This window comes from Nitrospiraceae bacterium (genome assembly GCA_020632595.1).
In the GTDB taxonomy this organism is placed as follows: Bacteria; Nitrospirota; Nitrospiria; order Nitrospirales; family UBA8639; genus Nitrospira_E.
On sequence record JACKFF010000019.1, the window covers coordinates 48,816 to 68,164 of the forward strand.

Annotated in this window: 16 protein-coding genes; 7 read left to right on the forward strand and 9 right to left on the reverse strand. The window is 49.5% G+C overall.

Annotation, left to right across the window (positions count from 1 at the left end; genetic code table 11):
- Nucleotides 1-20: 20 nt before the first annotated feature.
- Together H6750_20095 and H6750_20100 are read right to left on the reverse strand one after the other, a co-directional pair.
- The gene (locus H6750_20095) at nt 21-1,025 is read right to left on the reverse strand and encodes a hypothetical protein (protein ID MCB9776615.1); all 1,005 of its coding nucleotides are present in this window, start codon (nt 1,023-1,025) and stop codon (nt 21-23) included.
- Nucleotides 1,026-1,068: 43 nt separating this feature from the next.
- The gene (locus H6750_20100) at nt 1,069-4,614 is read right to left on the reverse strand and encodes a caspase family protein (protein MCB9776616.1); all 3,546 of its coding nucleotides are present in this window, start codon (nt 4,612-4,614) and stop codon (nt 1,069-1,071) included.
- A 665-nt stretch (nt 4,615-5,279) separates the two neighbouring features.
- Between H6750_20100 and H6750_20105 the strand changes: the two genes are divergently transcribed.
- The 6 genes from H6750_20105 to H6750_20130 all read left to right on the forward strand — a co-directional run bounded on the left by H6750_20105 (nt 5,280) and on the right by H6750_20130 (nt 11,844).
- Complete coding sequence (locus tag H6750_20105; GenBank protein MCB9776617.1) at nt 5,280-5,480, forward strand: hypothetical protein; 201 nt, start codon at nt 5,280-5,282, stop codon at nt 5,478-5,480.
- A 154-nt stretch (nt 5,481-5,634) separates the two neighbouring features.
- Complete coding sequence (locus H6750_20110) at nt 5,635-6,852, forward strand: hypothetical protein (protein MCB9776618.1); 1,218 nt, start codon at nt 5,635-5,637, stop codon at nt 6,850-6,852.
- 94 nt (nt 6,853-6,946) lie between these two features.
- On the forward strand, nt 6,947-7,645 hold the full coding sequence (locus H6750_20115; protein ID MCB9776619.1) for a hypothetical protein: 699 nt from the start codon (nt 6,947-6,949) through the stop codon (nt 7,643-7,645).
- A 265-nt stretch (nt 7,646-7,910) separates the two neighbouring features.
- Nucleotides 7,911-9,002, forward strand: a complete 1,092-nt coding sequence (locus H6750_20120; GenBank protein MCB9776620.1) for a twin-arginine translocation signal domain-containing protein — start codon at nt 7,911-7,913, stop codon at nt 9,000-9,002.
- A gap of 779 nt (nt 9,003-9,781) precedes the next feature.
- Nucleotides 9,782-10,744 carry a hypothetical protein gene (locus tag H6750_20125; protein MCB9776621.1) on the forward strand — a complete coding sequence of 321 codons (963 nt, stop codon included), beginning with the start codon at nt 9,782-9,784 and terminating at the stop codon, nt 10,742-10,744.
- Entirely contained in the window at nt 10,744-11,844 is a 1,101-nt protein-coding gene (locus H6750_20130) for a hypothetical protein (protein ID MCB9776622.1), read from the forward strand. The genes H6750_20125 and H6750_20130 overlap by 1 nt, the downstream gene beginning before the upstream one ends.
- Nucleotides 11,845-12,126: 282 nt before the next feature.
- On the opposite strand, the gene H6750_20135 is transcribed toward H6750_20130, so the two are convergent.
- The 5 genes from H6750_20135 to H6750_20155 form a co-directional block, all read right to left on the reverse strand.
- Nucleotides 12,127-12,330: a hypothetical protein gene (locus H6750_20135; GenBank protein ID MCB9776623.1), complete on the reverse strand. Its 204-nt coding sequence runs from the start codon at nt 12,328-12,330 to the stop codon at nt 12,127-12,129.
- Between the two features lie 883 nt (nt 12,331-13,213).
- Complete coding sequence (locus H6750_20140; protein ID MCB9776624.1) at nt 13,214-13,381, reverse strand: hypothetical protein; 168 nt, start codon at nt 13,379-13,381, stop codon at nt 13,214-13,216.
- A gap of 495 nt (nt 13,382-13,876) precedes the next feature.
- Complete coding sequence (locus H6750_20145) at nt 13,877-14,413, reverse strand: hypothetical protein (protein ID MCB9776625.1); 537 nt, start codon at nt 14,411-14,413, stop codon at nt 13,877-13,879.
- A gap of 475 nt (nt 14,414-14,888) precedes the next feature.
- Nucleotides 14,889-16,061, reverse strand: coding sequence for a DUF928 domain-containing protein (locus H6750_20150; GenBank protein MCB9776626.1), 1,173 nt, complete (start codon nt 16,059-16,061; stop codon nt 14,889-14,891).
- A gap of 541 nt (nt 16,062-16,602) precedes the next feature.
- Nucleotides 16,603-16,797 (reverse strand): hypothetical protein, encoded by a 195-nt coding sequence (locus H6750_20155; protein ID MCB9776627.1) that lies wholly within the window; start codon nt 16,795-16,797, stop codon nt 16,603-16,605.
- Nucleotides 16,798-17,471: 674 nt separating this feature from the next.
- On the opposite strand from H6750_20155, the gene H6750_20160 reads away from it, so the two are divergent.
- Nucleotides 17,472-18,248, forward strand: coding sequence for a glycosyltransferase family 2 protein (locus H6750_20160; GenBank protein MCB9776628.1), 777 nt, complete (start codon nt 17,472-17,474; stop codon nt 18,246-18,248).
- Nucleotides 18,249-18,427: 179 nt separating this feature from the next.
- Here the strand turns inward: H6750_20160 and H6750_20165 are convergent, their stop codons facing one another.
- The gene (locus H6750_20165; protein ID MCB9776629.1) at nt 18,428-18,934 is read right to left on the reverse strand and encodes a hypothetical protein; all 507 of its coding nucleotides are present in this window, start codon (nt 18,932-18,934) and stop codon (nt 18,428-18,430) included.
- A 112-nt stretch (nt 18,935-19,046) separates the two neighbouring features.
- The coding region (locus H6750_20170; protein MCB9776630.1) for a hypothetical protein at nt 19,047-19,349 on the reverse strand (303 nt) is incomplete at its 5' end.

Here is a 19,349-nt window from a genome sequence, read left to right on the forward strand (position 1 = left end):
CCCTACCCCCATGATGTGGTTCACCGGGATGCGACGACCCGAATGGGTTTTCTTCCGACTGGAAGGGTTGCGAGGACCTGGCTTGTTCCGGTATCGACGACCATCACATTGTTTGATTGTGTGTGACCGACATAGATTTTGGTGCCGACGGCATTGGCCCAGATTCCGTTTGGGCCATCTCCCACATCAATTTGTTCGCGAATGGCAAGGGTTGGGGAGGTGGCATCAACCACGACCACCTTATTAATGCCGGTGACCGTGACATAGGCATTGGGGCCGGCAGTTCCCTTTAAGGCAAACGCGATTTGTTGCGGAGCCGGGCCGACCTCAATCGTTTTGGCGATTTCATTGGTTGTCGTGTCGATGACATAAATGTCATTACTGCCGGTATTGGTTCCCCATATATTGCCATCGGGCCCCAGCGTGAGAAAATGGGGATTGGGTCCGACCGGGATTTGCTTGATCACCTGGTGTGCGGATGTGTCGATAATATTAACCATTTTGTCCTGTGTACTGACATACGCAAATTTTCCGTCACGGGAAAAAGCAATGCCCATCGGGCCTTTTCCGACTGGAATTGTCCCGAGAATGCGAAAGATCGTGGTATCAATGATCGAAATAGTGTTGTCAGAAATATTGGCCACCCATGCATGTTTATTGTTGTTGGTAAGAGCCACGACATGGGCGCGAGTGCCGGTATAAATCGAGGCAATTGTTGTACGGGATTCGGTATCAATAACCGAGACCCGTCCATTAGCCAGATTCGTCACCCAGAGTTGTTTCCCGTCACGGCTGAGAGCCAGATCGTGCGCCCCATAATTCAGCGTTTCGATATCACCGATAACTTGATATGTGTCTCCATCAAGGACTGTAACGGTATTGGAGCTTTCATTTGCCGTATAAACCCGGGTATTCAATCCTTCAGGTTTGGGGGGTGCAAACACGGAACAACCCGTCAGGAGAGCGATCAGGAAAAGCACCAGACCGGCTGAGGGGTGAATTGTCGAACGCGAACATGGCATCATGAGCGGGTCCTCCTACATTAGGGTGTGAAAATACGCTTTTCTTTTAAAATTGGATTCGTCCGAGAATTAACTGTCCTTCCACCTCACCCTTTTTGACGGGGTGTTGATTTTGGCCTGTGGCCTGGGGGACGTGGGTGGAAAGATAGGAATACGCTTCATCAACCGTCACGATGCTATCTCCATCCACATCGGCTTTTCCATTCAGCCCTTCGAGTAAATAGTAGGTAAAGACGCCATGGCCCAGTTCATCGCGTTCTTCACTGACTTCTCCGGCTCTGCTGGCTGTCAGCACCACCCGGCCTTTTCCTTTGGACAATCGGGTTAAAAAACCATCTGAAAGTGTTGCCCTGCGGGCGGCAGTGGAAAAAGTCCGCCCGGCAGTGGCGCCACTATAACAAGAATCTGTAATGAAAATGACCCGTTCGGCGGACAATCGATGGAAAATTGTTTCGACTTCCCGCATCGGCAGGCCGGTGGTATACAAATCCTGCGGGTCAGCATCATAGGGAATCAGGTACTTTTCCAGGCCATCCCCGTCCGGGCTGGAAGCATCAGGTTCAGGTGCTCCATGCCCGGCATAATAGATAATAACGGTGTCCTTCGGGCCGGCTTTTCGTTTTAATTCCGTTCCTAACGATCGTTTCAGATTGAACAGTGTGGCTTCCTCATTGATTAAGAATGTCAGATGATCGGGCAAGACTCCTACATTCTTGGTGAGATAATCCCGAAATGCTGATGCGTCTTTGTCGGCGTACTTTAACGATCTGACGGTCTTGTATTGTGAAATGCCGATAACGACAGCCCAGATTTGTCCCCTGTTTATTTCCCGGGTCACCCGAAGGGTTCGACTGGATTCCAATTGGTCCCCGTCATAGGCTATGACGGTGATAATATTTTCTCCCTCCCGAAGTTGAATGGTTTCAGAAAATTCCTGTGTCGATTGCGGCGTGTCTGTGGAGGAAACGACGGCCACCCCGCGGCCCTGACGCCTGGCCAACAGTTCGTTATTCACGCGGACTTCTATTCGGGCAATGCCCCGGTCGCTGGCCGCTGCTCCCACCAGGTGTACCCGGTCGACTGTCAGAATCTGTTGATCATACGGGGTCGCTACGGCAATGGCCGGAGGTGTTTTGGGGGAAACCTGGGGCTGATTCATGTTGTTTAATTTGGCTTCTAACTGGGCCATTTCCTGTTTGAATTTTCGCAAGGCTTTCTCCGCCTGTTCCCGCTGTGCCTGTTCCTGCTGGAGATGTTCGCGCATGGTAGAGAGCTCGGAAGATTTTAAATTGGCTGAATCTTCGAGTTGGGCCCGGAGCTGCTGCGCTTCCCGCTCACGATGTTGTAACGCCAGTTCGATCTGTTCCCGTTCGGTCCGCTCCCGTTCCAATTTTTCCTGCGTGGTGGAAAGGGTGGACTGTTGCGTACTGGTCATGTGCTCCAGTTTGGTCTGAAGAAGAGCCATTTCCTGTTCACGCTGTTTCAAGGTCTGTTCGATGCGAGCCCGTTCCTGTTCTGCTTGCTGAAGTTGTTCGGGCAGGTTGATGAATTGAGCCGCCTTATTGGCTTCCAGTCCCTGAATGGCGGGTATGGGCATTTCGCCTTTTATTGAACTTTGGACGGTGACTTGTTGCTTGGAAATCCAGCCTGTCTCTTTTTCTGACAGCTGGATCCGGTACCAGTCGCCAAGCTCTCCGGTAGCTGAGAGGGATTGCGCTTTTTCGACGGTGGCCAGCACGGAACTTTCCGCTCCTGCTCCGCTGAGCAAGGAGGCATGGTCCTGCGTCACCATCACGATTTTATTCGTGGCGATGATCGGTTGAGGGGGCAGGATATCCACCACCAGGTCCACTTTTTCATTCAAAAACACATTTTGAGTTTTTTCTTTAATTAATAACCCGAATCCGAGTGCCTGTTTGGGGTAATCGGGCCACACGGTAAAACTAATGCGGGCCTGTTTGGTGTCATTCGGCTCCAATTGACCGAATCGAATGACATGAGGCCGGATGTCCAAATGCTGCCCCTCCTGATTGGTCAATTCCACCCAGGTGTCCATTGCGGGCACCACGCCCACATTTTTGATGGTTAACAACAGGTCAACCGCTTCACCTTTTTGAATTCGCCCGTCACCATTCCCCACCGACTGCCCGGTGCCGTTATCAAGAATTTGGTAATTATAGGCTAAGCGGGGCCGCGGAGGTCCGGAGAGGGTGATGAGGGCCTTGAGGGGGGGCGGCACAAATCCGTTATATTCCTCGAACTGGATGTCTAACGGAATTTCATCAGTGGTCATGTCTTTGGGAATATTCACCTTCAATATTTCCGATTTCGATTGCCCTGCCGGAATCTTTCCAAAATAAAGAGTCCGACCGTCCAGCACAGGGTGAGAGCTACTGGTTTTAGCCAGGAATCGGTACAGCGGACCTTTGCCGGTATTGGAGACACGGAGGTCGACGGTGAGTTCATCGCCGGGGTTCAATTCATGAGGCTGAATCAGGACATCCGCTTCCGCATGCGGAGGAGGGACAGGGGGGGGGCCGACATCGGCATCTCTGGGGATCACTGGTGAAGCTCCGGAGGAGGTTTGCGCCGGAGTGATGGTGGCCGTTTGAAGATGGACGGTCCGGTCGCGGCCTCCAATGGCCATGAGTGCTTCGTTATGGGTCAGAGCCAAGGCCCATACCGGCCCTTTGAAATTGGAAAGAATGCCCAAGGACCGACTGGTTGAGCTATCCCAAAAACGGACGGTTCCATCGCTTCCGGCAGAAATTACGTGTATCCCATTGGCCATAAATCCAACCGCGTTCACGTCCCCGGAATGGCCGAGAAGGACCCCTCGTTCCCGCCCAGTTTGGACTTCCCAGAGTCTGATTGTGCCATCGGCAGATCCACTGGCCAGCAAGGATCCATCTGGAGAAAACGCGACGGAAAGCACCGCTTTGGTATGTCCGGAAAAGACGGTTTGCTGTTGACCGCTTGAGGGATCCCAGATGTGCACATGAGTATCGCTGCTGCCGGTGGCTAAGGTAGATCCCGAAGGTGAAAACGCTACGGCATAGATAATGCCGAACCCGCTTTTCATGGCTTTCAATTCTTTTTTGGCTTTCCAGTTTAATAAACGAAGGCTGCCTCCATCGCCTGTACTGGCCAAAATTTCTCCATCCGGAGAAAAGGCTACCGCTCGAATATTTCCAAAAACCGAAGTGAAAGAGACCGTTTCTTTTCCTGTCTGCACATCCCAGATCCGGGTGGTCTTATCGCTTCCTCCGGAAGCGAGAAAATTCCCTTTCGGGGAGAAGGCTAACGTTCGGACGGGAGCCGTATGTCCTTTCAAGACGGTTTGAAGACGGCCGGTTTCTACGTCCCACAGTCTAATACTTTGATCTCCGCTTCCCGAGGCGATGATTTGACCGGAGGGATCGAAGGCCAGTCCGAATATTTCACCTTGATGTCCATTGAGAGTGCGGGGAGGCGTAGGGGCTCCATAGGAATTAGGCGCCCATCCTTCTCCAAAGATGCCACTAACTACGAGGAGCGAGATCCACAAGAATGCTGAGGAAAGATGGCGAAGAGTTGGGGATACGATAATCATGATCGCATGTTAAAAAAAGCCTGGTGCGCCGTTGTTGCTCGGTCTGTCGGATTTCAGGACTCAAGGGTTCATCTGTTTACACTCGTTTCTTGGGGGAAAACGATAAGGGGCCGGCCTGTCTGCCTGTTCATTCATAGAAGAACCGAATGATTGAGAAACCCTATTGAGAATGCTCCATCTTAATGAATGACTCTTTCGAATCGCTAGGGCTTCAAACGGAAGGGTTTTCGGCCTGATGAATCAGCCTCAACGAATTTGAGGCCTGGGTAGAATTCCTTTTTTGAGCCATAACTGATCCCACATCTATATTGTCGGGTTTACAGGAGGGCAACAACCTCAATGCCCAGGAAATTCTTATGCTCTCAGTCTGAGAGCCGAGCTACCCCTTTTGGGAGACCCGATTCATGGCCTCCTTCTCTCTTTCACCCACAATAGGTTGATGCTCGCATCTAAGCTTTAAAAACAAGTTCCCTGGAAATCCTCACATGGGGGTTTCTTAATTTGTGTTGAATTGGCAGGATAGGCGTTGCATTCACCCTCCAAGAAAAATATTTCAGGGTGGGTAAATGGCGTGTGAGGCATTGAACCATTTGAGGAGAATGAACGACACAGGAACTAAAGGTGATAATTTTTGTAAAGAAAATTAGAATCAGAAGAGGTGAGGTATGTGCCGACAGCCCTCCATGGCATGCCTTGTTTCCATTCTTCCCATCGCGGCTGGGCTTACATCAGCCATTATTGGGATTATTTCGGCGCCACCGGTGTTCACAGCCGTTATTTATTTTCTCACTCCTGCGGAAGATGATATCGAGGTGGGGCTTGGCGTGTATCAGGTTGAGGCAACTGACCCAGTTCACGGCCAATAGAACAAACCATAGGTTGCGGACTCTGATAGCTGGAGTATCGGGTTGATGTTCATCTCTCGGGGCCGGCGGGGTCCTATAGGTAATGCCTTTATTGGAAGCCAAAAGGGTCCGGGTATGAGAGAACCGGGTACAAAAAACACAAAGGAGGTAAGCAATGAGAACCACAACTTTTTCATTGGCTATGATCTTTGCGGTGACTGTTTTGGCAGGTGTGGATAAGGGCCTGGCCCAAACAGACAGCGTACAGGCAACAGACATTGAGCGGGAGGTTGAACAACTGGAATTTGAGCCGGTAGTGGAGTTTGACCGTGATCTTCATTTTTTAACCGCTGAAGGACAGGATAAGGTTTTTCCCGCCGGTGGTTATTATGTGGATGCGGATTCAAATGGGTTGCGATTGAAATCGGCTGACAACGAAGAAGCCGAAGCAATCATTGTCCAGGCGGAGATAACCACGCATGATCGGTCGGTGAAAGCAGCTGAAGTGGTATCGATGAAGGAGGGGGATGACCAGGTCGTCGTGATGGTGCTGTTGCCTGATGGAAAAGCCATGCAGGCGGTAGGATCTGCGAGCGGCATCCAAACGCGGGGGGTGAAGGCTTTTAAACTTGGCCCGGACGCGCTCAAGTATCTTCCCAAAGTCATTGGAATCTTTACCACTCCTAAGCTGGGGGCTCTGACGCCGAACGGAACCCTCTATGTCAAAGGGGAACATTTTGGAACCTCCAAGGGGAAGATCAATCTGCATCTGAGCCATCCAGTTCCGCAGGTTGTGGCCTTGTCCGTGGAGGAATGGAGCGATACCAATCTTAAAGCCAAAATTCCTGGAAATATTTCCGGCGTCATGGATCATCAGGCAAAATTTCAAGTTCTGTCATCAAAAGGGATAGGAGGAATCGCGTGGAAAGTTCCATTTTATGCCGCCCGATCCAGCAAACAGCTCAAGCATGATGATCCGGCAGTGAAGGTGGGCCATTGTTCCACCGGAGGAGATCGAAATTATTGCAACGACCTGAATACGAGTACCGGCGGAAACTGTTTTTCTGTCGCAATCCCTCCGGTCTTTAAAACAGGATCGATTTATGCGCAGCACGTCAATTGCGATTCAGCCGTCGATTGGGATGATGGTACCGATAAATATGAAGTGACCCTCAAAAATGGATGGGTGTTCAAGAAGGTTGAATATACGTTTAAGAAGAGTTCAGGAAGTGAAAAGATTAATCCTCCGGATTATGCAAAACTCAGACGTGATCTTCCTGGAATGTCTTCTTGGAACCCATCTATTAAATGGGAAGTCAGCCCGGGGCCGGATCAATTGGAATATGTCTATTGGCTGACAATCGAGGGCCCCAAAGGTGTCCCGCATTATTGAGAGGAGCTAAGGACTACAGTTGGCGTCCATGATTTGTTTTAAAGAGGTGACTGTGTTGACTTGTAAACCCCGTCAGAGTTTCAAGGAGGGCATTATGCAAGCATTGATAAGATACCTCATCACTGGGCTGTTGCTAACATTCGGGATTCCGGGCATGGGGTTGGCGGACGAGCCGTTGCCCCCAACTGCTTCGGAAACTGGACCTGAGACTGGTCCCGCTAGCTCTGATGACCAAGGGGTTCAATCGCGGGGATTTTTCCCAAAACTGCCGCCTCCTCCCAAAGCACCCAAAATTCGATCTCTCTCTACTGCGGAGAAAAATTTGGCTAAGTCAGTGTTCCAGAACACCATTAATTACGATATGGTGAAAATTACTGATACACTTGGTGCGGGAGCTAGACCCTGGACCACCAACACCCCCCCAATGTACATGATTAACGTTGGCAGCAATTACTCCAGTCTGACTACCAACGACGAACGAAAGCTTCTGCTCATTCATGAACTGACCCACGTCTGGCAAGGTCAACACCTTGTCCCTTTTATGCTCAATTCCGGCGCACACCAAACGCTTAGTGCCATCAATAACGGGGGTGACGTGGCATCTGCGTATTCCTACACCGTGGGTAAGTCCTGGGGGCAATATAACGTCGAACAGCAGGCCAGCATTGTGGAGCACTGGTTCATGCCGGCCAACCTCTGCTTTCAAAATGGTCCATGCGGAGGAGGAATGAAAACGACCGACTCACGTTATCGGTATATCCGGGACAACATCCGGAAAAATAAGACGAACTAAAAGGTAGAGGGTACCCGGCGAGACGCTACGTGATGCTCAACGAGTTCAGGCCAGGAGTTTCGGATTCCGATCACGCGAACAGGGTGTCGCCTTAACCAAACTCAAATGGCTATGAGAATGAGAAGAATTACGGTGCGGTGGAAGCAGACCATTGGTCTATGGATGAACCCCTGCCTATGGGGGCATGATGAAAAGGGGGGTGTCATAACAAGTGGTTTTTTTAAATCTCCCCCATTAACGACACAGGCAATATCAAGGGTTTGCCATGAAATCAAAAACACCCAATCCCCTGTTTTCGAAAGTTGATCTCTCCAGACGGGAATTTATGAAGCGGACCTGTGCTGTCGGACTGGCGGCCGTCAGTGCTCCCCTGTTGATCGGTCGTTGGGCTCAGCCGACAATTGCCGCAGTGTCGATTGAGGATATCAATGCGACGACGGTTCAACCCCCTCAGCAACCAACTTCCCCCGGATCGTTTCAGCCTTCCCTGTTTCAGTCGCCTTTCGCGTATGGATTTAGCCTGGGAGGGGCTCAACCTGTGGAGGTTTTCGGTTTTGAAGGGGGTGAACCGATCGCACGCCCGTCAAAAGGTATGCTGGGGACCGATGGGCGTATCGCCAAACGAATTGAGGCGATGCAATATCGCGATCTCGTGTTTCACTATCTTCCTGTTCCCGGTGCACCGGTCAATGCCTGGTTGACCAACAGCCTGAAGGGAACGAACCAGGCAGTCAGCGGGACAATTATCGTGAAAGAACGGTTGTCCGGTCAGGGAAGTGAGATGCAATTTTCCGGAGGGTTTCTTCGTCAAATCGCCTTTCCCGAGGTCGATGTCGGGTCGGCAGAGCAACCGGCGTCCATGCGAATCACCATGGGGATTCAGCAATCTGAATACCATTCGAATTTCATATCGCCCCAGAAATTTTTCCAGATTCCCTTTACCAGTGCACCGATGAAAGGCTTCTTCGATCTCTCATTCCAAAATATGGGAGTTGTCTCGAATGTCGTTCGGGTGCAGTCGCCTACCTTTTTGGCCAAATTGCTTCAGTCGCCTGACGGGTCCGGTTTCCAAGGAGCTCTTCCTATCGATTATTCGAATTTAAGCTTTCAGCTTCCAGAAAAGCTGGCCGATTCCTTCTATGCGTGGCATTCGGATTTTGTACTGAAAGGCAAGAATGGGGACAAGTTTGAAACACGGGGCATGCTTCGCTGGTTGTCTCCGACAGACAAGAAAACCGTATTGTTTTCCATAGCGCTCGACCAGGTTGGCATTCTGAGTGTGGTTCGACTTCCCATGAAGCCCGGGTATGTTCAGGTGGAAATGTACTGTGAGCGTGTGGTGCCGATGTTCGCTTGAATAGCTGAATCCATGTAGGGCTCTTGCTCTCACCTGTCTTTTGCCCCTGGCCTTCCGAGATTGCCCTGAAAAGGGTTTCCTCTCGATTGCCTGATAGGTTCTTGTTTTCCGTCCATAAGCTATCCCCGCCTATTGAAGTAATGACTGCGATCGCACCCGCAGTGAACAATTCCCGGCATGATTTCCGTTATGAATGGCTCAAAGCTGTCTAACTGTTTTTGGTGCTACGCCCCATTTGTCCTGGTGGTGTTTCCTTCCGCTTCCACCTGTCAGTGAAGCGGACCTGTTAACCCGTCCCATCGATCCTGATCACTTCGTTCCGTCTTATCGTGGTAACGCATCTGCCTGCCTGCCCTCAATGTCCTCCGGTATCGATGAGGAAAAAGCATGCGCCGATGGATCGTCACTCACGGCGTGCGTATCTAAACCGATACCATTCGTATCTCATCTTGTTTCCATTTCTGGGTCATGAGGAGTTGCTCGAAGCACTACAGGATTGAAATGTGCCCTAACCGCCTAAAATTATGATGAATTTTTGTTAGTAGAAATAGATTTCGTCAATGGAAGGTTCTGGCATTGAGGTTGCTTTAGCAGGCTGCAGAAATAATTTTTCTCATTCACTCACCAAGGAGGGTGCATGCTCGGAAAGCAGGCGCACAAGATTCAGAGACAACGCAGGAGATGGACACACAATGTTTTCGGTGATCCGTAAATGAAGACTGATTCATCACGATTCCGGCAATTTTGTATTCACGCGAAGGAAACAGAAAGGGCATTCTATGAAACTCAATGTGTTGTTCAACGTAGCGGTAATGCTTGGTATGGTAGCCATCAATTCATCAGCATGGGGACATAGTCCGAACGATGCGGGCGAAGAGGGTCTTCAATCTAAAGTTCGTGAAGCGGGTCTGATTATGTATGGCACGGTTGTTGATATCCAATATCGAAACTCGGAGCCCACGAAAGAGCAACCCCAGGGTCTTCCCCATACGTTCGTGACTTACCAGGTTTTGGAAGTTTTACGAGGTGACGTGCCGGACAAAAAGGTCACACTCCGAATTCCCGGTGGGGCCGATGGGCAGGGTGGTGTCTACATGGTGTCGACAGCTCCTGCGTTTGCCCTTGGACAAACCGATGTGTTGTTTGTCAAAGGAGGAGAAATCGACGATTGTCAGTTGGTGGAATGTGTCGAGGGAAGATTTCGTATACATGAAAATCAGGTGTTGAATGGTTGGGGCGTGCCGGTTGTGGAAGCCCACAAAACGTTGCGTATTGGCGGAAAACCACGGTTCGATCTCAATGTGATGGAAATACCTCGCCCTTCGTTTAAGGCCCTGCTGGAACGACCTGAAATGAAGGCCTATATCGATCGAGTGAGCCGGGAGAGCCGACAGAGCTTGAAGGACCTGCAGGCCCGTTATGAGCGGGAAGCTCCAAAGGTCACGACGGTCAATCTGGGCAATCAGATTCTGCCAATCCGAAAAGATGTCGCCGACGAACCAGAGGCCATTCCAATGGAAGTTTACGGAGATCCTTTGACTCCCGACGTATTTTTTGACGCTATACGTGAGTGGAATAAACGGGTGGGCGATCCTCGATCCCCAATAGTGATGGCTAACGTGAAAGAACGATTTGAAGTGCCTGACCAAGAGGTCTTGGCTCTCGAGGCCAAGGATGAGGCCGTACTTAAAATAAGCGATGAAGAACGCTATGACATCCATGCCAAGGAGGGGCTTCGATAATGAATATGACAAAAATTTTGGTACCCATGATTTTCGTGGTCTTGTGTAGTTCTCCCGCATTTTCGGCATCCTGGCTGGAATGCAATGGGGACAGTGGCAAGAAATTGCGTTGGGGAGGAAACTCCACGACAGCGCGGATTAATACTGGAAGTTTCCCGGCCGGGAGTGTCCTGCAGGCAGCCCAACGTGGTGTGAATATTACGAACACGAATCCCTCGCCGTTCACGATCAACCATACGACGGAAACCGGCGGGGTGGGGAGTGGAAATGGACAAAATGAAATTTGGGCTTCCAGTATTTCTCCACCGGGAGAGGCCCGCATGCGCTATCATTGCTACTGGTTATTCGGGTGGCATTATGGACTGGATGAAGTGGATATTGTGCTGGATTCCACCGGGCGGTCCTGGACGACCTCCCAAAACAAAAACGCGAATTTTACGTATACCGGCTCAAGCCGTCCCATCGATGCCGTCATCGTGCACGAGGCCGGCCACTATCTTGGCCTGATGCATGTCAATTGGGAATATAATGTCATGGGTGATTCCTGGCGCCACCATCACACTAATGGGGGATCAGCTATCACGTATTTCGGGGAAGATGCTTCGCATGGAGCGCGGGTGCTGTATGGCTCTCAAAGCTCCTCCTTTAACGATGTGTCCGCCTCGCACTGGCGAAGAACCGGAGCCAGCGGGGAGTATTCAAGTCATGACCGTGTCCGGGTCCGGAATAGTGCCAACACTGCGACGTTGACGGGTATTACAATCGCAGGGGAGCCCGGGTATCGGGTGAATCGGGGAAGTGTGGTACGGCCTGAATTTACCATCGAAAATAATGGAAAACAGACTCATTCCAATGTGACGTTTGGCATTTATGTCTCCACCAATGACTTTATTAGTTATAGCGATACCCGTATTGGTGGGGGAACATTTGGCTCGATTCATCCCGCCGACGTGTTAACCACCACCATTCCGGTGATCATTCCCAATTATCTGAATGCCGGACAAAATTACTGGCTGGGAATCATCATTGATGAGGACAATGATATCAATGAGGTGAATGGTTCGAATAATCGTGCGTATATTCCCATCCGGGTTCAGTGAAAAAGAAGAAGGTCGTGAGTGATGGATTCCGGGACAACACTGCTTGTGGGTTCTGATTTACTGTAGGGGAATGAGTCTTGGCCGGATCCCAGGGCATGTTCAATGGGACGTCGATTTGGGAGCCGAGGCCGTCAGGATTCCAGGAATCTTGCATGGCCTCGGCTTTTCAATGATGATCACGTCGGCTTGTTAAAAAGGGAGCGGTGTCAAGCAGTGCCGGGAGAACCAGGCAGTCATAAGCAGGTCATGAGAATTGGAGTTCGGGGATAAAAACTCTTCCAGTCAGTGAGAAAAATCCTGGAAGGGATAGTCTTGAAAGATCCGACGCGACGGGGTTTTCCATTTCTGAATGAAAGTGAGAAGTTCAAACACGGTGGTATGACCTAAAATGGCACAATCCACCTTGCCGTCTTCGTTCACTCTCCACACATAATCGCCTTCCCGAAATAGATATATTCCCTCTTCACATGATCGACGAATGGTCATTGTGTCGTTCAGCTCTTGTCTCTCCTTTAGAAACCGTAGGCCACAGAATTCTCTGAAAAATTGACGCAGTGAGAATTACAGACTTCTTTATTCGCAAAAGATATCAGCCGACAAAAATGTTCACGCCCAGTGGAGCGCAAATATCCAGCACCATAAAACCGATATGGAAGGGTGGGCAATACGTCATTCCACCTGACAAGTTGAATCGGGAGCATGGAAGTCGTGAGAGATGGCATGGTTGGGGATTGAAAGGATTTTTTATAGGGTTTTGCCTATGGTCGCCATAACCAATACAAAGAAACCACTCCCAACAAACTTACGCAACTGATGATGATGAGTAAAATACCTTCCATGGTGTTGCCTCTCTATTTGGTCAGTCGGCTGTCACCCGTTCCTGATTCCAATTAAAAGCAACCTTGATGCCGTTGGTCGTAGAGTTGATTCTGCCCAACCGGGAATGCAACCTAAATAATTAATTTTAATGAGAAAAGCAAAGAGAGAATACACCATAGGTCCCGGAAATCTTCGGCCGGTGTTATGTGGGGAAGTAACGAAAGGGGTACATGCCGTAAACATTGGTGGCAGATATGAATATACCGGCCGTTTCTAGTCCGATTAATGAAATGGGAAAAAGGGAGAGTATTTCCTATCCGGCACCTAAATAAGTGACGAATCTGCTGTCTTAGAAACCCATGACGAAAGCCTGTTTAAAAAGAATCTGCCTACTTCTACCAGTGAGTGGAGGAAAGCCTGCCGTTTATCCGCAAGCCACCCCTCGAATTTCTCGATGGGATTGTAATAGCGGGATAATTAGGAAATCGAGGCTGTTTTTTATCGCGGTGAATCAAACTCGTTTCGAAAAAAAACATCCCACCAGTAACAATTAGGCCAGATCGCACAACAATTCCTTGCCCGACTCGCCCCGCCGGACAACACGAACTGGGAGCGTTGCTCCCAACTCTCCCACTGTTCCCCCGGCAAACTCATTTTCCAATATTCCGTGTTGACAGATTACATGCCGGCATAGGAGTCCCAATACATCTCGCTCCATCTTTCCTCCTCGATTCCTTCTCCCGTGACGGCACCATTGGCATAATCCAAAATAAAGGATTGGTTTCCTCCGCTGTCTCCCAAATTTGGGCGTTGAGAAGTCCGCTGAGGCGGTACCCGGCGAAGTGGAAGGGTTCATATTCGTTGAATGTTCCATAAAGACATTGTTGCTTTGCATGTCGCAGAAGTTCCACAAGGGATTCCAGCCGCTTACCCATTGCCATCAGGAAGGCTAAGTAATGGCTATTACGTTTTTTTCTGAACGGATGCGCCAGGGATGCCGTTTGGGGGGCGTCGGTGTTGGTGCTTGACATGCCATCAATCAAAAATATCTTGATGAAGCTCTATTTCTTATGCGTCTCCGGTCTCGTGCTCTCTCAAAGGCAATTCGGGAGTAAGGAGAGTCTTGCCTGCCTCGTAAAAGACAGAGGGTTCACCGGGCCTGACTCTTTGTTCCTCTGCCTGCCAATTGAACCTCGAAGAATGGCTGGATTTATTATTTAACAAAGACGCTCACACTCCCATTGATGACTTTCCCTCCGGAGACTGAGCTTCCGACGACTGCAAGAGGCTGGGTGCCGTCATTTAATTTTATTTGTGGAGCTTTAATTCTTATTTTGCCTGCGCCTTCAGCCGTGACATCTTTCTGGCTTTGTAAGGACATGTCTTTTCCGCTTGTGAGGGTCAAATCATCTCCAGCGGTCAGATTGATTTTTTTTGAAGAAATCATGGCCAGATTGTTTTGGGCGTTGATGGTCAGATTCGCCGCCTGTATGGTCGCCCCGTTTTGTGTAACCTGGACAACCGATCGGAGAGCGTTCACCTGGGCTTGGAGGCCGGCAACCTGTTGTTGAAGAGCCATGATTTGTTTGTAGAGATAATCCGGTGTCAATTGAAGTTGCGGAATGGTCCCTCCCCGTTGTGGGGCCATGGAGGGTGGTTGGACCTTTCCCATGTTCGGCTCAGCGGCAATAGCGAATGAAATATGAGAAATGAACAGAATACTTGCAAGGGACATAAACATTTTTCGCATGAAAGACCTCCTTTGGTTTCAACAGACTGCCCTTTGAAGAAAGGCGGTGTGTTGTTTGAGGATGAAAATCTGTTTGGTGAGCTGGGGATTTGCTGCGTGTGCAAGGGATGAGGTCGGAAATAGCAACATGAATGTCGAAAGGATCAGAATAATCATGGAGTTTCCTTAGCTGATCGTCTTGTATCTCAAGTCTGACGATGTGGACGTTCTTGTGGGGTTTGTCGTACCAATGAGGCTCATGGTTCACACCTGCTGGTTGGTTGACTCTGATGAACGGGAAAAATCTGTTGCAAGTGTACCGATGCCAGGCAAAAAAAGTAAGAAAATGGCTGATTTTGTTGACCGTTATGGGGAATTTTCCCGACAACCAGTTAGGGCTACGTACCTTTGGTTACAGGTAAATGACTGGAAGTAAACCGGGGAGGGAGTCCGCTTTGGAAGGAAAAATCCCTCAATCCCGCACTATGAGTTTTTTCTAGGGAAGAGGAAGGTGGGCACGATCCTGTCTGGCCGGCGGGAGAAGACCAACTTGTTCAAAAAGATTGGCTCGCTGGGTGAGAGCTCGAACATCGTTGGGATCGGTGTGAAGGCGTTCTGATAAGGCCCAGATGGCGTCATACCAAAGCCCTGCTTCAAGTAATGGTTCCGTGGGAGTCGCATTAATGGATGGGAGATTGGCAAGATTTGCTACATTGGCCGAAGGCGAGACTCGCATAATCCATCCGTTGGTTGTATGGCTTTCTCCTGGGTTCAGGCCCTGAAGAACGATTTTCAATTGATAGGTCGTATTGAGTTGGAGCCTGATCCCATAATCCTTCAGGTCTACTTTATGAATGCCAGGCCGAATAGGAGGGAGCATGCGGACATCGAGCAGAATTTGTGTATTCCCCTCATCCATAATCATGACATCCACGGGTTGCGACGTCAGTTGGGCAATAAACCAAAAAAGAGCGGGCTGTTCAAACATTGTCAATCCAATATGGTCCGGGGATAAGACAGACAGGTACAACGGGTCTTTTCCCGGTTCCTGCTCATCCACGACAACCCGTGTGCCTTGGGCAGAAACCTGAGGGGCATGATACGGGAAGAAGGTATCTAAACTCTTCGTCATGGCAGAAGAATCACCAGTGGGCAGGGCCAAAGTAGCCGGAATATTCTCTTGCATTGATGGAGGTGACGTAGGGACAGGAGGGGGAACACTCTCTGCAGCTTCAGGCACTTGAGTCAATGGGGCTAGAGGAGGGGGTGAGACCACGGCGATTTTCGGTGGTTCGACAGGAGCCTTCGTTGATCCTCGGGCCTCCAGGCGAATTCCACCCGGTAATAGGAGTTCAATTAAGACCTCTTCGTTCTTTTGGGGCCGAGTGAGCGCCATGGGAGAAAACAATTCGTATTGCTCGTGAGTGAGAGATTCTGCCTGAATGGTGAGACCGGGTTTATCCCCTTCAGGGATGACCCGCATTGTAGATGGTCCGGCTTGTTCAATGAAATATTTTCCGGGTTCTATGGTGATGGGAGTGCCATCGGGAGAAGAAAAGTGGAGTGCACGGCTCAAGACCACATTCGGAGGGGCAGCCCAAAGCAGCGCGGTAGGCAGACTCACCAGATACCACAATAGGCCAAGCCTGAGAAAGGAGAGTATGTTCACAAACGTATCGTTAGAATACGGTAAAAATAGAATTTCAAGGCTCTACCTTACGGGAATTGTAAAAGATTGTGCAATCCGAAGCATGCGAGAATCCACTTGGAATGAAGGTGTGACCGTGTAATTTCTGAGATCAGTCCCAGAAATGGGAAGGCTGGTAATTCTACATGAATTGATAGCAATCGGCCGAGCCATATTTGACCTCGGACGATATCGTTTACCTCAAGAATACTTCTGTTGTTAGTCGGCCTCATTCAATAATTGCATCGTCGTCAGGTTGTTACTTTCTGCTTTCGGAACAGACCGATTGAGAGCAATGTGGTCAAAGGAAGCCCAACATTTTCTGAGATAAATGATATTTTCCTAAGACTCCGAGAAAATATTTTCCTGAGAGGTTGGTAGATTCTAGTGCTGTGGAGGAGGCTGTTGAATGTCACTCGGGTAGAGTGCTCAAACTTTGTTACCCAAAACCCAGTCCATGGGGGATGGCTGGATACATTACTTGTACGAAGAAGATTAAACGAGTTTCCTTGAGGGGAGCATCCTATTTCTTAAGATTTTCCTCCTCCGTGGTCGGCTCGATTGAGTTCGGACCGGAGATGGATGAACGTCGGCGATTTTGTTGCTTTTCTTCAGGAATGGGTATCCGGGGTTCCCATTCCTCGACCAACCCTGCCGTTCCGCGTTGTCCCCAAGTGGACAGGCTAATAGTGGAATTTTTTCTTAGACCGGTAACCATGAAATTTTTCTCCAGATTGTAAAAAGTAAATAATCCAAACCGGCGTCTATTAAATGACTCTTCCTGTGGGGTTTTCCCTTCAAAAATGAATCTTAAATGGGGAATTTTGAAGAAAATCCCATATAGAGAATTAAACAGCAATTTAGATGCCATGTCAAAATCGGGTCTTTATATCAGGGCTCCTAGCAATGATTTGAGCAATGGAGGCAGTGAATTGGGGGGCTTCTCGTGTGAGTGGGACTTTGTTTCTTTGAGAAAGATGCATGTATCCATTGAGATACATGACCGATGAACTACGCAAGGAGAGTGCCGGATTGATTGGGCATTGTGATGCATTGAAAATGGGCTATTGGGGGGGCAATTTGTCTCAAGGGATCAGGTGTCCTGAGGTGTGTCATGAGACAAAGAAGATGGGACAGGAAAGGTGTTGAAAACAATGAGGAAAATCGCAATTGCAAAGAAAAGACCGGGCACAAATGGGTGCTATCCGTCAGTTCGAATTGATCCTCCTGCAGATAATGGTGAGATCCCGTCGTCCAAAATTGGAGACTTTTGGGGGAGTGAATTTCCTCCTCAAAAAATGAGAGGGGTTTTTTGAACGTTCATGGTAGGCTACCTGCAATCTCTTAAGCAATTGGTTTCAGGCGGCCATGTCCGCTGCGGTCGAAAGAGATATGGAAAAGCTGCAAGATACTATAAATCAAAAAATTCCATTGGTGAGTATTGTTATACCCGTCTACAACGAACGGAATACGATTGAGACGATTGTCGGCCGTGTGCAAAAGGTGGAAATTCTGAAAGAACTAATCATTGTGGATGACGGGTCCACGGATGGAACTCTGGAATGGCTCTCCGAGCAGTTCGGTCAGGGGGCTATCGAGAGCGAAGGAAGCCAGAAAGAATTCCGTGAATCATGTGCCGGTTGTTCTCGTGTCAGGGTGTTGGCTCACCAACACAATCAAGGAAAAGGCGCAGCCCTGAAAACGGGATTTCGGCAGGTTCGAGGGAGCATCGTAATCGTGCAGGACGCTGATTTGGAATATAGTCCAGAGGATTATCATCGTCTCTTGGAGCCAGTGATAACAGGCCGGACCGATGTTGTTTACGGATCCCGGTTTTTGGGGGGATGGAAAGGGAGTTGGCCACCGGTCTCCTATCTGGGTAACAAGATTTTCACCACGTTAACCAATGCTGCGACGGGGTTATCGTTGACGGATGTATGGACCGGTTACAAAGTGTTTAAACAGGAAGTCTTGAGCGATATCTCGCTCGAAGAATCAGGATTCGAATTGGAGTTGGAGCTCACACTGAAAGTGGCTCAAAAGAATTGGCGAGTGACAGAGGTGCCGATTTCTTATTTACCCAGAAGTAAGGCGGACGGGAAAAAAATCCGCTGGAGAGATGGGATTCAGTCCATCAAAACGCTGTATCGATATTCTCACACTTCATAACTCGAAACTCGTCGGGTTGCTTTTTCTGGAAACCACAGTTTTCGCCTGCATCAAAATTTTGAGGGTCACCGCATTTCTCATTGCGGGAGGTCCTCAGGGACAACTCGCCGAGTACGGTATCTGAGCGTGATGGGGCTCGCCCATGGGAGTTGAATGATCACGACAATGAAAGGTGAAGGTTACCAAATATTGCCGGCTCCAGGGGTATAGCTTTTGGCGATGACCGTGGTGGTCATCATGGTGTCGGCTTTAAGAATTCCATGGATGCCGGTAATTGCGGTGTTCACATTTACAGTGCTACCCGAGAGGTTCAGATTTCCTCCTGCGGCAATTTTGAGAGTGCCCGGTGCCTGAATGGTGACGGTGCCTGATGAATTGACGGAAATCACTTGTTTGAGTTGGGTGATGAGTTGTGCCTGAGCGGCGACCTGTTTTTGGAGAGACGCCACAATTTGCTCCAATGTCGCCAGTTTCGAAAAAATTGTCGTGAATTTTTGATCAGCGGTCGGGAATGCTTTTGTAACAGGTTCGCGCCCTGACGGCGAAAGGATTTTTCTCGTTGAGGGGGGCGAAATGCGATCTTGACTTCTTTGGTTGGCATCTTCGGCAAGACCGGAGGTAAACAAGCCGAAAAGGATGACAACATGTAGTGCCGTGACCAAAATGGAAAAATTTCTATCTTTCATAATTGACACCCCTTTCGCTTATACAATCCGGTGATTGAGAAAATTGGCCCGGCTTCCTTCCGGAAGCCAGGCCGGGATAGTCAACGAAAAGACTGATAACGTCTGTTTTACGCTATTTACCGATTTTCCAAGCGTGGGTATAAGAAGCGGCCAGACTGCCGACCATTTTTGATCCGACACCACCACCTCCCCCGATTCCAAAGCCCTGAAATTCTTTCACACTACCATCCCACATTCCATCCATATTGAAGGTCGCAACAGCTCCGGCGGATCCTCCAATACCGGACCCCCATCCTGCAAAGGATTCCAGGTTAACCTTGGGAAAGAAAATGGCTTCCAGGGAACCACCTGCCCCGACGACGACGCCCGCCTCCGGTCCAATGAACCAGTGCCATCCGCCATTGCCTCTAAAATC